Source organism: Bifidobacterium miconis (assembly GCF_019331735.1).
Classification (GTDB): domain Bacteria; phylum Actinomycetota; class Actinomycetes; order Actinomycetales; family Bifidobacteriaceae; genus Bifidobacterium; species Bifidobacterium miconis.
In genome coordinates, this window is record NZ_JAHBBH010000018.1 from 1 (window position 1) to 15,462 (window position 15,462).

At 66.4% G+C, this 15,462-nt stretch carries 9 protein-coding genes, 1 tRNA gene and 1 pseudogene; 1 reads left to right on the forward strand and 10 read right to left on the reverse strand.

All coding sequences use genetic code 11. The features are described from left to right. From murJ to KIH79_RS12865, 3 genes are all read right to left on the reverse strand, one after another. The coding region (gene murJ, locus KIH79_RS07415) for a murein biosynthesis integral membrane protein MurJ (protein ID WP_236023691.1) at positions 1-1,562 on the reverse strand (1,562 nt) is incomplete at its 3' end. After that, positions 1,559-3,718, reverse strand: coding sequence for a DUF6049 family protein (locus KIH79_RS07420; RefSeq protein ID WP_338023127.1), 2,160 nt, complete (start codon positions 3,716-3,718; stop codon positions 1,559-1,561). The genes KIH79_RS07420 and murJ, both read right to left, overlap by 4 nt. 1 nt (position 3,719) lies before the next feature. Further along, the gene (locus KIH79_RS12865) at positions 3,720-4,496 is read right to left on the reverse strand and encodes an NUDIX hydrolase (RefSeq protein ID WP_236023692.1); all 777 of its coding nucleotides are present in this window, start codon (positions 4,494-4,496) and stop codon (positions 3,720-3,722) included. Positions 4,497-4,584: 88 nt separating this feature from the next. Here KIH79_RS12865 and KIH79_RS07435 point away from each other — a divergent pair, with 88 nt between their 5' ends. Further along, the gene (locus tag KIH79_RS07435) at positions 4,585-5,997 is read left to right on the forward strand and encodes a CCA tRNA nucleotidyltransferase (protein WP_219058823.1); all 1,413 of its coding nucleotides are present in this window, start codon (positions 4,585-4,587) and stop codon (positions 5,995-5,997) included. A 65-nt stretch (positions 5,998-6,062) separates the two neighbouring features. On the opposite strand, the gene KIH79_RS07440 is transcribed toward KIH79_RS07435, so the two are convergent. The 7 genes and pseudogenes from KIH79_RS07440 to KIH79_RS07470 form a co-directional block, all read right to left on the reverse strand. Then, on the reverse strand, positions 6,063-6,770 hold the full coding sequence (locus tag KIH79_RS07440) for a LytR C-terminal domain-containing protein (RefSeq protein WP_219058824.1): 708 nt from the start codon (positions 6,768-6,770) through the stop codon (positions 6,063-6,065). Between the two features lie 88 nt (positions 6,771-6,858). Then, entirely contained in the window at positions 6,859-7,914 is a 1,056-nt protein-coding gene (locus KIH79_RS07445) for a 4-(cytidine 5'-diphospho)-2-C-methyl-D-erythritol kinase (protein WP_219058825.1), read from the reverse strand. Then, positions 7,907-8,869 (reverse strand): annotated as a pseudogene (gene rsmA / locus KIH79_RS07450) (16S rRNA (adenine(1518)-N(6)/adenine(1519)-N(6))-dimethyltransferase RsmA). The gene KIH79_RS07445 and the pseudogene rsmA overlap by 8 nt, the downstream one beginning before the upstream one ends. A gap of 135 nt (positions 8,870-9,004) precedes the next feature. Then, positions 9,005-10,816 (reverse strand): aggregation-promoting factor C-terminal-like domain-containing protein, encoded by a 1,812-nt coding sequence (locus KIH79_RS07455; protein WP_219058826.1) that lies wholly within the window; start codon positions 10,814-10,816, stop codon positions 9,005-9,007. Between the two features lie 307 nt (positions 10,817-11,123). After that, a tRNA-Thr gene (locus tag KIH79_RS07460) sits at positions 11,124-11,197 on the reverse strand. A gap of 417 nt (positions 11,198-11,614) precedes the next feature. Then, complete coding sequence (locus KIH79_RS07465) at positions 11,615-12,601, reverse strand: DsbA family protein (RefSeq protein WP_219058827.1); 987 nt, start codon at positions 12,599-12,601, stop codon at positions 11,615-11,617. A 206-nt stretch (positions 12,602-12,807) separates the two neighbouring features. Continuing rightward, complete coding sequence (locus tag KIH79_RS07470; protein ID WP_219058828.1) at positions 12,808-15,240, reverse strand: serine/threonine-protein kinase; 2,433 nt, start codon at positions 15,238-15,240, stop codon at positions 12,808-12,810. Between the last annotated feature and the right edge of the window lie 222 nt (positions 15,241-15,462).

Consider the following 15,462-nt stretch of genomic DNA (forward strand, 5'->3'; position numbering starts at 1 on the left):
TGCCCGCCGTCGGCCGCCGCGGCGTCGCGCGAACCGGCCGCCGCGCGATCGGCCGAGGACATCACGCCGAGCAGCGCATACACGGGACGTCGCAGCAGCACGCCGACGATCACCGCGGCCGAACCGGCGACGATCGCCTTGCCGTACGACGCGAGGATCCGGCGTCCGTCGAGACGCCCCTCGAACCGCCGTCGCAGCGACGGAATCAGGAACGGGAACGCGAGCAGGTGACCGACCGCGGAACCGACGCCGACGATCGCGACCCACATCGTCGGCGACGTCATCGCCGCGCCTCCCAGCACGAGCACGACGAACATCGCGTTGAACAGCAGCATGAACAGGAACGGCGTGCGGCCGTCCTCGAACGCGTAGAACGTGCGCTGGATGATCAGGTACGCGCTGGAAACGGGCAGGCCGAGGCCGAGCATCGTCAGCGGCGTGGCGATGAGCATCGCCTCCTTGACGCTCACTGACGGCAGCAGCGCGAGGATGATCGGCACCGGCATGACGATGAACGCGACCGTGAAGAACACCATGAGCACGCCCACGCTGCGCAGCGACTGGCTGAGCGCGTCGCGCGCGTCCGGAATGTCATGGTCGGCGATCGCGCGCGATATCTTCGGGAACAGGGCCGTCGCCACGGAGACGGCGATGAGCGAGTACGGCAGCATGTACAGCGTGAACGCGTTCTGGTACGTGGCGTTGCCGGCCACGTCGAGCATGTTCAGGCCCATCGTCGCGTGCGCCTGATCCGGTGCGGACGTGGTGATGTTCGTGGTGATGATGTTGACCAGCTGGTCGAGGATGACGATGCCGACGCTCCAGCCGGCCACCGATCCCATGGACTTGAGCCCGATGCCGGCCACGCCGAACCGCGGGCGGTAGCGGATGCCGCAGCGCGTGAGCGGCAGGAACAGGATCAGTGCCTGGAAGGCGACGCCCAGCGTCCACGTGCCGGCCGTGAGGGCCAGCTTGTTGGCCGTCCAGAATGCGACCGGCTGCTCGGTGGAACGGCCGAACAACACGATGAACGCGGTGAAGCCCGCGCAGCTGATCAGGTTCGCGCCCACCGAAGACCACGCGTACGTGCCGAAATGGTCCTTGGCGGCGAGAATCTGGCCGAGCACCGTGTACAGGCCGTAGAAGAAGATCTGCGGCATGCACCACAGCGTGAACGCGTTCGTGAGGGCCATCATCTCGGGGGTGCCGCGCACGTAGAGCATGGTGAGCAGCGGGGTGGCCGCGGCCATGATCAGCGTGATGCCGCCCAGCATCGCGATCGCCAGCGTGATGAGCTTGTTGAGCCGCTCCTCGGCGTCCTTCTGCTGCAGCGTGCGCACGATCTGCGGCACGAGCACCGCGTTGAAGATGCCGCCCGAAACGAGCGTGAACACGGCCTGCGGAATCATCGCGCCGGCCTGATAGGCGTTCGCCGCCATGCCGGTCGTGCCGAGCGCGGCCGCCAGCAGAATCGTGCGGACCTGCCCGGTCACGCGGGACGCCGCCGTGCCGGCGGCCATGATCATCGAATTGCGGCCGAGGGAGGAACTGCTGGAACTCATTCGTCGGGATCTTTCTTGCGATGGAACTGACGCCACAGGCCGAGCAGGCCGAGCACGACGGCGAATCCGATGATCACGAAACCGCTCATGTCGCTGATCTGCAGCACGCTGGTGATCTTCTTGGTCTGCGGCTCTCCGAACGCCTGCCCGTTGCGGTCTTGCAGCGCGATCGTCGCGTTTGCCGAACCGGACGTGGACACGCGGATCGAGAACGTGATCTGCGCCTCCGCATGCGCCGGAATCTCGGTTTCGGCGGTGCGCGAGGTGACGATCTCCATCGAATCGGTGATCGACGAGACCTTCACGTGCACCGCGTACGGGAGCGTGTTGCTCAGCGTGACCGGCATCTTCGCCGTTTCGCTGACCACCGTCAGCGATTCGGACGGGGTGATCGTCACGCCGCCGAGCAGACGGTCGACCAGACGCGCGGCGCCGTCCGTCATGCGTTTGGCGACGGTCGCGTTGCCGGACATCGCGTGCAGCGCGAGCGTCGACTGCGCGGCGAGCAGCTGGTTGCTCCACGCCGTCGACTTGCCGTCGGCGACGAGTACGGACGAAATGAACCGGCTGATCTGATCGCGGTCCGCGGCGAGCGTCGACAGCGTGCCCGTCAGCTCGTCCGACTGCGCGTCGGTCAGCTTCGTCGTCTCGTTCACCATGGCGAGCGCGTCGTCGCCGGACGCGAACGCATCCGCCCGGCTCAGCGTCGCGAGATCGGTCAGGTTCAGCCACGAGGCGTGCTCGGCCGCGCTCATCAGCGCGTCGACCATCGCGCCGTTCGCGTTCGCGTTCATGCACACCAGCAGGCTGCGCGTCGTGTACGGCTGCTCCATCTGATAGAACGCGCTCTGCGCGATGAACCGGGCGATGCGGCCCGCCATGCTGCCCTCGGCGTCGGCGCTCGCGCTCGTCGCCTTGCCCTGCGCGAGCCGGCTGAGCACGCGCTGCTGCGTGAGCACGGTCACGTCTCCCGCGTCGGTGGGCACGACGATTTTGCCCGTGTGCACGGTCGAATCGTCGCTGTTGTCGAACTCGTGGTTCGCGATCACGACCGAATAGCCCTGCCGCTTCGCCTGCGTGAGCGAGGCCAGCGACCAGTTCGCCCTGCCCTGCCACGCGACCACGTTCGTGGACGCCTTCTGGTCGCCCAGCGCCGAACGGTAATCGGCCAGCGCGGCGTCGGCGTTCCATGCGGAGCTCGTCACGCCGGCCGCCTCGTATGCGCCCGCGTTGTCCGAACCGTACGCGGACATGTCGAATCCGGACGGCTGCATGATGCCGTTGACCTGCGTGGGCATGTCCATTGCGTCCAGCAGTGTCGGGTCGGCGATGACCTGCAGCGTGGGATGCTTCGCGAGCAGCTGCTGGTAGACGCGGTCGGTTTTCGCCTCCTCGCCGAGCGTGACGATGGCCGAGCCGGCGTTCGACGAGCCGCTTGCCAGCGATTCGAACGCGGTGTCGCTGACCTGCCATGCGCCCGATCGCAGCGGCATGGCGATGGTCAGGTTGAGCGCCGGAGCGTCGATGGCGTTCATGCCGGCCGATGAGCGGGTCAGGAAGCTGTGCGTTTGCGCGAGCGGCCGGTCGCCGCTGACGTAGCTGACGAGGATCGGCTTGGGACCCCACGTCGCGATGCGTCCGAGCGACTCCTTGCTTGCCGAGACGGTCACGGACGCGGACGCGCCCGGCGTGAGCTCGGGCACGGAAACGCTGCCCAGATCGTCCATCATGGGGATGTTCGCGTCGCCCTGCGACCATTCCTGCATGTCGGTGCGCGAGTTGAAGATGTAGCCGAGATTCGCGGACAGGTTGAGCGTGCCGGCGTCCAGCGCGTCCTGCGAACCGTTGGACACGGTGGCTTTGAGCTGGTAGCCGGATGTGGCGGTGACGACCGCGGTGACCGCGTCGATGGCGATCGTGATGCCGGTGCCTTGGTCGTTGGTGTCCGTGCCGGTGCCGTCGGCGTTCGCGTCGTCGGCCGCATTGGCCGTGCCGGTATTGGTCGTGTCGGTCGTGCTGCCGTCCGTGTCGTCGGCGGACGCCGGCGTCGGCCATGCGACGAGCGCCGCGCACATCGCCACGGCGAGCGCCAAGGCCAGCAGTGCGCGCAGTGTCCTGGTGATCCGCGCGGTTGCGCGCGCTGCAGTGGGGTTCACGTCAAGCCTGCCTGTTCAGTTTCTTGGCATACAGCCATGCGATCTTGCGTTCATTAGGATAGCTGAGCACGCCGTCCAAATCCTCGAAGTCCACCCAGATCGCATCCTCGGCCTCATGGTCCGGGTCGCCGTCGACGCTGAGCTCGCCGCCCACCTGACGCAGCGCGAAATGATGGACGAGCTTGTGCACGCGCTGGCTCGTGCCCGTGAACCAGTAGTCGATGGTCGCGATCGAATCGACCACCTCGCCCAGAATGCCGGTTTCCTCGTGCACTTCGCGCACGGCGGTCTGCTGCGGCGTCTCGCCCTTTTCGATGTGGCCCTTCGGCAGGGGCCATTCGGGATGCGCGCTGCGGGACGTGCGAGGGATGATCGGCACGCGGGCGTGGCGGTCGAACGCGTGGCCGCCGGCGGAAGGCTCGCGGACGACGGGCAGGTCCTGCGCGTCGAGCGAGGCGAACGTGGTCGGGCCGTCCAGCGCGCGGCGCGGCGGCATGTTCGCGGGGGAAGGGCGTCGCGGATGCGGCGGCTCCGCGACGGCCGGCTGCTGCTCGGCCGGGGTGATCGTGCGGATTTCGACATGCTCGACGCGTTCGACCTGTTCGATCTGCGTCGCGGTGGATTCGGATCCGCGCCCGGAAGCCTGCTCTGCCTTGTGCACGGAAACCTGCGCGGACGACTCCGACGTGTACATCAATTCGTCCGGCGCCAGCGGATTTTGGGTATGACGACGCGACGCATGGTCGAGCATGCGTGCGAGGTCCGCTGGCGTAATCATGGTAACCACCTTACTCATACTTTGCGCTGGTGGGGTAACGCTATGCTGATAAGAGCAAAAGTTTCCTTGAGACCTGAAGAGGGTGAGCGTGAATTTCGAAGTCTGGCCGGAGGCCATTGAGCTGGGTCGTTTGTTCGCCGAACAGGGGTACGAGCTGGCGTTGGTGGGAGGTCCGGTGCGCGACCTGCTGCTGCACCGCAAGTCGCATGACCTTGATTTCTGCTCGTCGGCGCGGCCCGAGCAGTTCGAGCCGATCCTGCGCAAGTGGGGGCGCGACGGCTTCTGGGACATGGGCCGCAAGTTCGGCACGCTCGGCGCGATGCGCCGGCGCGAGGACGGCACCGAAGTCAAGGTCGAGATCACCACATACCGGTCGGATGTCTACGATCCGGACTCGCGCAAGCCGGAAGTCAGCTACGGCGACACGTTGGAGGGCGATCTGTCCCGCCGCGACTTCCCCGTCAATGCGATGGCGCTGCGCGTACCGCAGCTCGAATTCGTCGACCCGTTCGGCGGCGCGAACGACCTCGCCAAGGGCGTGCTGCGCACGCCGGTCGACCCGCGGCAGTCGTTCGACGAAGATCCGCTGCGCATGATGCGCGCCGTGCGCTTCGTCGCCCAGCTCGGCTTCTCGATCGAGCCGGAGACGGCCGCGGCGATCACCGACATGGTCGATCGCATCGAGATCGTCTCCGCCGAACGCGTGCGCGACGAACTCGTCAAGATGCTGCTGTCCGACCGTCCGCGCGCCGGCATCGAAGCGCTCGTCGACTCCGGCCTCGCGGACATCGTGTTCCCGGAAATCCCCGCGCTGCAGCTGGAAATCGACGAGCATCACCGTCACAAGGACGTCTTCGAGCACACGATGATCGTGCTCGACCGCGCGGTCGCGCTGGAAACCGACGACGACGGCCCCGTGCCGCGTCCGGACCTGACGCTGCGCCTCGCCGCGCTCATGCACGACATCGGCAAGCCGAAGACGCGCAAGTTCGAGCCGGGCGGCAAGGTCAGCTTCCACCACCACGACGCAGTCGGCGCGAAGATGACGCGCAAGCGGCTCAAGGCGCTGCACTTCGACCACCACATCATCGACGACGTGAGCGAGCTTGTGAACCTGCACCTGCGCTTCCACGGCTACGTGGACGAGCCGTGGACCGACTCGGCCGTGCGCCGGTACGTCAAGGACGCGGGGCCTCTGTACGAGCGGCTCAACCGGCTCACGCGCGCCGACGCGACCACGCAGAACAAGCGCAAGGCGATGGTGTTCTCATCCGCGATGGACGAGATGGAAGACCGCGTGCGCGAGCTCAAGAAGAAGGAGGACTTCGACGCGATCCGCCCGGACATCGACGGCAACGAGATCATGTCGCTGCTCGGCCTCGAACCCGGCCCGATGGTCGGCCGCGCGTACAAGCACATGCTCGAATACCGCCTCGATAACGGCCCCGTCGACCACGACGTCGCCGTCGCCGAGCTTAAGCGCTGGTATGAAGGCCTGTAACTCGTAAGTATGCGAAATGCCCGCTCCCTGTTCGGGGAGCGGGCATTTCGTTATCCTGATCCGGCTTACTGCTGGGTGGTGGCGGCTGCCTGGGCGGGCTCCACGGCGGTGTGTATGACGGACTTGGGCAGGTTGACCATCTTGTCGGCGGCGATGCAGCCGGAGATGCTTTCGATGGTGTCGCCGGTGGCCGGCACCGAATCCTTGGCGGTCAGATCGTTGAACGTCGCGCCGATCACCACCGTGATCAGCATGTCGCTGCGATCGTCCATGACCATCACCGCATCCGTGAAGTTCGCGTTCACCGTGTACGCCTGCGCGATCGCGTTCTTGCCGAAGTAGATGATCGTGCGCTGGACGTCGCTGTTCACGATCGGATTGCCGTCCTTGTCGAGGACTTCCTTGCCGTCCTTCTGCTTGGTCAGCGTGCCCGCATCCTGCATGACGAATCCGCGGTTTTCCATCGCATCGGTGACCGCGCCGGCCAATCCCAGATGGTCGGTGCCGTTCACCACCTGCACGGTGATGGTGTTGTTGGCCGGATACTTCGACGCCTTGCCGTCGGAGCCGTTCGGCACGCACGGCGCGGTCACGCCGTAGTTGGGCTGCACGGCCGCCGTCTTGGCGACGCCGAGACCGAACAGGTGGAAGTAGAACATCAGCGCCACCACCAGCGCCGCGGCCAGCAGCACGATGGTGACGGAGAACACCTTTACCTGACGCCGGCGCATGTAGACCTTGCGGGCCTGCCGCTCGTCGTATAGCTCACTCATGACCCGCTCCTCCGGTGTGTATGTGGTTCAGGCGCTTCGATTGTCTCAACCTTAGCTTCATCGTCTGACTCGCCCGTACTGGATTCGACTATCGTCTGATCCGCGGCGCGGCTGGGGCCTGGGCCATGATGATGCGGTCGACCGCGTGCGATGCGGTCCATGCGCGGCGCACGTCGGCGGCCGCCTGCTCGTCGGCGACGAACGCGATGACCGACGGTCCCGAGCCGGACACGAACGCCTGCCGCGCGCCGGCCGCGACCGCTTCGCGTATCGCGTCGCCGCTGCGCGGATGCAGCGCGATCGCCGCATGCTGCAAATGATTCTCCTCGCCGTCGCCGGCTCCCAGCCGATCGAACGCGGCGTACACGGCCGGCGTGCTCAACGCGTCCGCATACGCGCCGATCATCGCCAGTCCGGCGAAACCGCGCGACTTCAGCTGCCGTGCGGCAGGCGAATCGGCGGGAATGTCCTCGATCCGCTCGCCGAATCCGGTGCCGCGCGCGTACCCGCCGGTCAGGCAGAACGGCATGTCCGCGCCGAGTGTGGCCGCGATCTCGCGCAGCCGGGCGATCGGCCAATGCAGGTCCCACAGTTCGTCGAGCGCCAGCAGCGCGCCAGCGGCGTCGGCCGAACCGCCGCCCAGTCCGGCGGCCACGGGAATGCGCTTCTCGATGTTCAGCGACACGTCCGGTTCGCGGCCGCACGCTTCGGCGAGCGCGAACAGGGCCAGTACGGCGTGATTGCGCCGCATGTCGCTGCCGGTGCTCGCCAGATCGCCCAAGTGCTCGCCGGCAAGGTCGAGCGAGAAGCCGCTGCCGGGCTCCTTGCTCGTGACCGTGATCGTGTCGTAGACGCCCACGCCGCAGTAGATCGTATCGAGTTCGTGGCGCCCGCCCCATTCGGCGCGGGGCGCGCCGACGTGCAGGGTCAGGTTCGTTTTGGCCGGCACGTCGACGCTGACCGTGAGCGGGGGAACGTGCCGCGCGGCGTTCGGCTTGACAGCGGATGCTGCGGATGCAGCGGATGCAGCGGATGCAGCGGATGCTGCGGATGCAGCGGATGCAGCGGATGCTGCGGACGAGGCGGCGCTCGCCGTGCGGCGACGATCGGCGCGCGGACGGGCCGGAGTGAGCGTGTCAGTCATGGTCCGCTCCGGTGGTTGCGGACGCGGTCGACGCATCGTCGCCATGTTCGGTCGAGCATGCGGCGCCCGCGGCGGCCAGCAGCGAGACTTGGGCGTGCGTACGAGTCTCGCCGCGACGGGTAGGGTCGCTGCCGGCGCGTGCGAGCGCCTCCGCCGGCACGGTTTGCTACAATGCGGCGTGCAGCGTCTTGCGCCGCTGGCCGAACGCCTCGTCGATCAGGCGGAACGTGGCCTCGCGGTCGGCGCCGCCGGCCAGCGCGGCCTGCTCGTCGGGCGTGTGCCGATCGAAGCGCACGAGCGCGGAATCGACGTTCGGGGCCGGCCAAAACACGTTGCGGCCGATGTTGCCCACGCGGCGTGCCTTGCCGTACCATGCGAGCTTCACGCTCGGCGTGCCGTAGATCTTGTTGCCGGGTTCGGCGGCGAGCCGGTCGGCAGCCACCTTCTGCACCATCCCGGTGACCGAATCGAGGTTCGCGAAGCGTTCAAGCAGCGTCAGGATGATCGGCGTGGCCACGTTGTACGGCAGGTTGGCGACCAGCGTGAACGCCGCGTCGCCGTTGAAGTCGGGGACGTTGTCGGGAGTCACGGTGAGCGCGTCGCGGTTGACGACGCGGAACCGGTCGACCGCGTCCGGCATGAATTCTCCGATCGTGCGCGGCAGCCGTTCGGCGACCGGCGGATCGATCTCGATCGCGGTCATCGCCGCGCCCGTTTCGAGAATCGCGAGCGTGAGCGAACCGAGGCCGGGACCGACCTCCATGACGTGCGTGTCGGCCGTCACGTCGGCCTCGCGCACGATGCGGCGCACGGTGCCCGGGTCGATCACGAAATTCTGTCCGAACTTCTTGGTCGGGCTGATGCCCGCGTCGGCCGCGATGCGGCGGATATCGGCCGCGCCCAGCAGGCGTCCCTGCGGTTCCTGCGCCGCCGTCTGCTCCTGTTCTTCGCTCATGTTCACCTCTCGTTGCTGCGGTTGCCCGATTGCGCGCCCGGCCGCATGCTCAGCCGCGCGCCCGGCCGCTGCAGGGCCGGTGTTCGGGGTCGTGTCCTGCCTGCCATTGTCTCTCATGCGGGGGCGACGACGCGATCAGTACCAGCCTTCCTTTTCCGAATGCTCCCATGCCTTGGACGGAGTGCCGTAGCGCTGCGCGATGTAGGACAGCCCCCAGTCGATCTGGACCGCCGCGTCGTTCTTCCAGTCGGCGCCGAAATCCGCCATTTTGCTGCCGGGCAGCGCCTGGGGAATGCCGTAGGCGCCCGACGACGCGTTTTCGGCCGACCAGGACCAGCCGGATTCGCGGTTCCACAGTTTGACCAGCGCGGTCCAGTCATCGCCGGTCCAGCCGCGTTGGGCCGCGGCGCCGGCCGCGTATGCCTGCGCCTGCGCGGCGGTGGGGCGCCACAGGCGCGCGTTGGAGGCGTCGCTGCTGCCGGAGTCGCTGCCGGATCCGCTCGAACCGCTGCCGCTGTTGGTGTTGGACGACGAGTTGGAGTCGTTCGAGCTGCTGCCGGAATTGGTATTGGAGTTCGTGTTCGAGTTGCCCGAACCGCCGTTGTTGGTGCCGGAGCTGCCTGAGTTGCCCGAATTATTGGCGTTGGTGTTGCCGCTCGTGCCGTTGCCCGCGTTGTTCGAATTGCCGGAGTTGCCTGAGTTGCCCGCATTGCCGGACGACCCGTTGCCTGATGACGAGCCGCTGTTCGGCTTGCTGCCGTTGTTGCCGGTGCCGCCGTTCGTATTGCCGGACGTTCCGTTGCCGGAGTTGCCCGATCCGTTCGATCCCGACGCCGAACTGTCGGTCTTGCCCGACGTGCCGCCGTTCGACGATCCGTTGGACGACGATCCGTTGGACGACGTGCCGCTGCCGGAACCGGTGTTCTTGTCCGCGGACCCGTTCGACGACGAGCTGCTGCCCGTCGTGCCGTTCGAGCCGTTTGCGGACGATCCGTCGCCCGTCGCATCGTTCTTGCTCTCGGCATCGCCGTTCTCGTTGCTGTCCGCATTGCCGGACGTGTCGTTCGCGTCGTCGCTCTTGCTGGTTTCCGGCTGTTTCGTGCCGACCGCGACGATCGTGTCGATCGCGATCTTCGTCGTCGTTTCCGACTTGAGCTGTTCCGACTCCTTCTTGCCGTCCACGTACGTGACGCTGTACGTCTGCCGTTTCTCGCCGTCCTCGCCCTGCTGGCGCACGACGGTCGTGCCGGCCGCGAGCGACGGGTCCTCGATCGTCTGCGTGCCGTGCGGGATCGCGACCGTGCGCGTCTCCTCGCCGTGCGTGACGCGCTGCACGCGCAGGATCGTCTTGCCGCCGTCCTTCTCGACGCTCACGCGATCCTCCTTGCCGAGCGTGATGCCCTTCGAATCGAGGATCGACGCGGCCGGCAGCTTGCCGTTCGGCGCGACGGAGCTCTTGCCATCGGCGATGACGGTGACCGGGCCATCCGCGTTGATGACGAGGCCGCCGGTCAGTTTGCTGTAGATGTTGTCGATGTTGACGGTGACCTTCGCGGCGGCGTGCTCGTTCGCCTCGAAGAAGCCGAGCAGCTGCGCCGCGCTGGTGGCCGTGGTCCAGAACGGGACCTCCTGGCCGTCGATGCTGATGGTGGTCTGGTAGGCGCTCTGCACGGTCACGACCGAGTGGTTTGTGAGCTTTTCGCCGCCCGCGCTCGATTCGACGATGTCGTGCGTTTTGACGTCGATGCCCTGCGATTCGAGCAGTCGGGACGCGCTCATTGCATACGTGGTCACCGTCGTGGTTTCGCCGTTGACCGTAATCGCCACGGTTTTGCGCGCCGTGAGCTGGAACATGCCCAGAGACACCGCCAGAACGATGAGCGCACTGGCCGCGACGCGAATGCGACGCAACTTCACAAACCGTTGCGGGGTCCACCGTCTTGCCATCGTTACCATCTTTCCGTGTCGCAGCTTCGGGTCATCTGATTCATCTGGTTCATCTGAGAGTCGTCGTTACGTCACGCATTGTAACCGTTCGATCTGAAAGCGTTGGAGAAAAGAAAAAGGGGGCGGGAGAGAAGGGGAAATTCCCGCCCCCTTGATAAGGGGCAGAGCCGGTTGGGGGAATGCCCTGCCCTCGTCACCAGAAGCCACAAGTTGGGGGAAGACTTCTGGGACTCGCTTACTCGGGTTAAGTTTTGCTGTAACGCGGCATTGCGTACATATCTACTATACGACGTTTTGCCGCGCGACGAGCCTCTTGTCGGGATCGAACCGACGACCTGCCGCTTACAAGGCGGCCGCTCTGGCCATCTGAGCTAAAGAGGCGTTCCCGTTGCCACCCGGCAACCTTGGACGAATGACTAGCATACCAGCAAGTCCCGAATGTTCAATTCGGCCGGTGTCATGCCTATCGCATACCGTCTGCCGGCGATCCGCAGGAACCATCCGGAGCGTTTCGCGTGACATTGAGGTCGGTGGCGGATGGTTACTGGAAGGAATGTCACGCAAAACGGCCCGCTGGCGTGACATTCGCTCCAGTAGAGGACGCTTACTGTCGTCCATGTCACGCTACGAGGCACTTGTGCGTGACTTTGCGGCTGGTATCGGCGGGTTGCTATCCCCAATGTCACGCGGATCGGCCGCATGAGTGAGCATATGCGCGGGCCCGCCGTCCGAAACCGGAAACGGCGGGCCCGAGGCATCATCGCGACAGTCGTGCAACGGCGATAGCGCGGCGGCCGATCACTCGCCGGTCGTCAGCGAAATCGGCTTGTTGTCGGCGCCGATCGACGGCAGCGTGCTCGCGTCGCCGACCTTGCTCGAATCCAGGCCGATCGACTGCAGGAAGCCGTCCGTCACGGTCACGCCGGCCGTCGACACGTCCGACAGGTTCCAGCGCGTGCCGTTGATCATCACGGTCGGCGTGGTGAACGAGCCGGCGTACGAACCGCTCGTGTTCAGCAGTTCCTTGCGCTTCGGCGTGTACGTGTTCATCGCGTCCAGCCAATCCTGATAGTCGCGGCCGTACGCCTTGTCCGCCACGTCCTGCGGCACGCCCGCGGCCACGGCCTGCTCCTTGAGCTTGTCGTCGCTCACCGACTTGTACGAGCTGCCCTCGTCCGGCTGGAAGCCGTCGGCGTACACGTTCTTGATGTATTCGAGCAGGTGGTTCGGATCGTCGTCATGGTCGGCGATGTACAGCGCGGAGTTCGCCACGCGGCTCGAATAGTCGTCGGTCGAGTAGCTGTCCATGAACGAGAGGAAATGCAGATCCAGGTTGAGCTGGCCGGCGTTCATGAGCTTGATGAGCGTCGGGTCGAGCTGGCGGTTGAGCGAACCGCAGCCCGGGCAGATGAAGTCCATGTACACCTGCACGGTCGGCGCGCCCTCCACCGACTTGCCGTAGCCGTCCTTGGAGATGAGGATGCCGCCCTTCTTGTCGGCTCGCTCCGGCTTGACGGACACCGCCTGCACCGCGTTGTACGCCTCCGTGACGGACATGTTGGCCTTGGCCTGCTCCTCGGCGGACTTGCGCGTCGAATTGAACACGGCGATGCCCGCGACGATGATCAGCACGGCCACGATCGCCACGGCGATCACGCCGATGATGGTCTGCTGCTTGCGTTCCTTGGCCGCCTTCGCTTCAGCCGCGCGCGCGAGGGCCTCCTCGGCGGCGCGACGGTCGGCCCGCGATTTGCGTTTGACGGTTTTCTTCGGATCCTGAGCCATGATGAAAGTCCTTTCAACCCAACAATCTCGCTCATGATAGCCGATTGCCGCACGGCTCCGCCCAGGGCGTTCATGTGCTCACCATGTCCGGACGGGGCGTTTGCCGCGCGTTCACCAGATGCCGTATACCGTATGTAAGCGCCCCTGGGCAGGGGAGCTGGCAGCCGAAGGCTGACTGAGGGGTAGTCATGGCCGGTGTGCCGCTATCACCAGATGCCGCGGATCGGCGGCCACCAGTTGATGATCGGGTTCACGCCGAGCGCGATCGCGGCCGCGGCCGTCAGCGCCGCACAGATCACGCGCAGCACACGGGCGCGCGTGATCTGGGGGCCGTTGTCCCCGTCCGTGACGTCAGTCGTCGAGTCGTCTTCCTTCAGCCCGCGCAGCGTACCCGCGCCGAGCCGCACCGTCGCCGCGTTCGCGGAGAACACGGACAGCATCCAGCCGATCGCCGCGCCCGCGGCCAGTGTCATGCCGCTGGCCGACAGCGGCGACGCGTCCAGAATCGGGATCGACAGCCAGTGGCGGCCGAACAGTTCCATCGACGTCTTCGGCAGCCCCACCGCCCGCGTCGCCAGCAGCGTCATCACGCTCATCGGCACCGCGAACAGCTGCGCGCGCAACGCGGCGAACGGCAACGCCTTCACCAGATGGCACGGCAGGCTCGCCGCGCGCTTCCACACGTCGTGTGGCCGGCGCTCGGCGCCGCGGCGCGACTCGCGCAGCAGTTGCGCTTCGGTCGAGAATCCGGCTGCGATCATCAGCCAGAGCAGCACGGCCGCAAGCATCGCGGCGACCAGCGGCAGGGACGCGGCCAGCACGGCGACCGGAATCGTCAGCGCCCACAGCGGCAGCAGCCCGCGCGAACGGTACTGTCCGCGGCGAATCGCCACCGATTCGGGGGAAGGGGCCTCGAACGTCGGTTGCTGCCATTGCGACTGTTCGTCCTGCGGCGGCAGGGACGGCGGTTGCTGATCGGTCGGCTGAAGTTCGGCGCTGATGGTGCCGTCCGTGTCGTCAGCCATGCGGCTGGCCGGTTCGGTCGTCGGCATCGGTCGCATGGCCTGCGTGGCCTCCGGCTCTCCTCCCGTGCGCGTCGTGCGCACGTTGGCATCGGGATTCGCGACGGGTGACGATATGACCTGCGTGGCGTCGGTCGCGAGCGTTTCGGTCGGCAGGTCGCCGATGGTCTGCGTGCGCGCGGGATCGTCGTCGGCAGCGTCCGTTCGTTGCGACATACCGTCCGGCATGACCGTGGTGCGTGGCACGGACGGCGCGGGACGGTTCGGAATGACGATGGTCGCCACGTTCGGAATGGCCGACGATGACGGCGGGCGCGACGGTTCGGCGGCTGTGCCCAGGCTCGCCGGTGTTTCGGAGGTGCCTGCGAGCCTGCGCAGGGCCGGTCGGCCACCCGCTGCGGTCGGCTGGAACCGGTCGACGGGATGCTCCGATGCTGCGTGTTCGACGTCGGACCGTTGCGGCGGCTGCGGTGGTTGCGCCGACTGCAGCGGCATGGTCGCCGACGGTTCGATCGGAGGCAGGATCGCCGTGCTTGCGTTGCCCGCCCCGGCTAGTCCGGTGCCGAGAGGGTGCGGCTGGGGCTGCCTGCTGATCGGCGCGTTCGGCCTCGTGATCGCACTATTGCGTACGGCGGCGATGATTGTCGGTTCGTCGCGCCACATCAGGCGCGGATTGCCCGCGCCCGTCGCGTCAACAGGACGCACCACCTCCGTCTCACCGCTGTCCAGCGCCGCCTCCTGCCACACGGTCGGATTCAACGCATCGACTGCAATCGCATGCAGCAATTCGTCCGGTGTACAACGTTTGCTGCGATCGGGGTTCAATGCCGAACGGAACGCGGCCATCGTGCCCGCCGGCAGTCCCACCAGATTCGCATTGCCACGGGCCGCGCGCTCCAGCACCGCCATCATCGGCTTCGTGCCGAACACCGGCGAGCCGGTCGCGGCGAACGCGAGCACCGACGCGACGGACCACCAGTCCGTCACATCGTCCGCCTCCTCGCCGTCGATGATCTCCGGCGCGATGAAGCCCGGCGTGCCCATCACCAGACCGGTGCGCGTCACATGGCTCTCGCCGCCCGTCATCGCAATGCCGAAATCCACCAACACCGGGCCGGACGCCGACACCATCACGTTCGTCGGCTTGATGTCGCGGTGCACGATCCCGGCCGCATGCACGGCCTTCACCGCGTCGATCAGCTTGCGCGCCAACCGTTCCAGATCGTCGCCGACATACCGGCCGTTCGCCTTCACGTCGTCGCGCAGGTTGCGGCCCTCGATCAGCTCGGTCACGATGAACGCGAGCGAATCGTCCAGCTCCATGTCGACGATCCCGCACACGCCCGGGTGATCGACCTTCTTCAACGCCATCGCCTCGCGGCGCAACCGTTCGCGGGCAGTCACGCGTTCGCGAACGTCGTCATCGTCCATGTCGGCGTTCTCGTCGTCCGCCAGCGAATCGCGCAGAATCTTCATCGCGTACTCCTGGCCGCCGTCGTCGCGGGCGCGCCAGACGGAGCCCATCGCCCCCGCCCCCAGACGGGACACCAGCGTATAGCCGCCGACGATGTCGCCCGTCTGCAAATTCAACGCGTTCAAGTCACTCATGGCTCCCATCCTAGCCAAACATCCGTTCGACTGGCAGGGTGTGCCGTGACGCCGATCGTATTGCCGCACTTCTCAAAATTGTCGAGAAGTTAGGAGGAAAACTGCTCAACAATTTTGAGAAGTGATGGGCGAACGGGGGCGCTTTCCGATCCTTCTCGATTTTATGGGCGCGTGTCCATTGACCGTGTGGCAGGGGAGCATCCCAGGGGTCGCGTGTGTGTGATCGCAAAC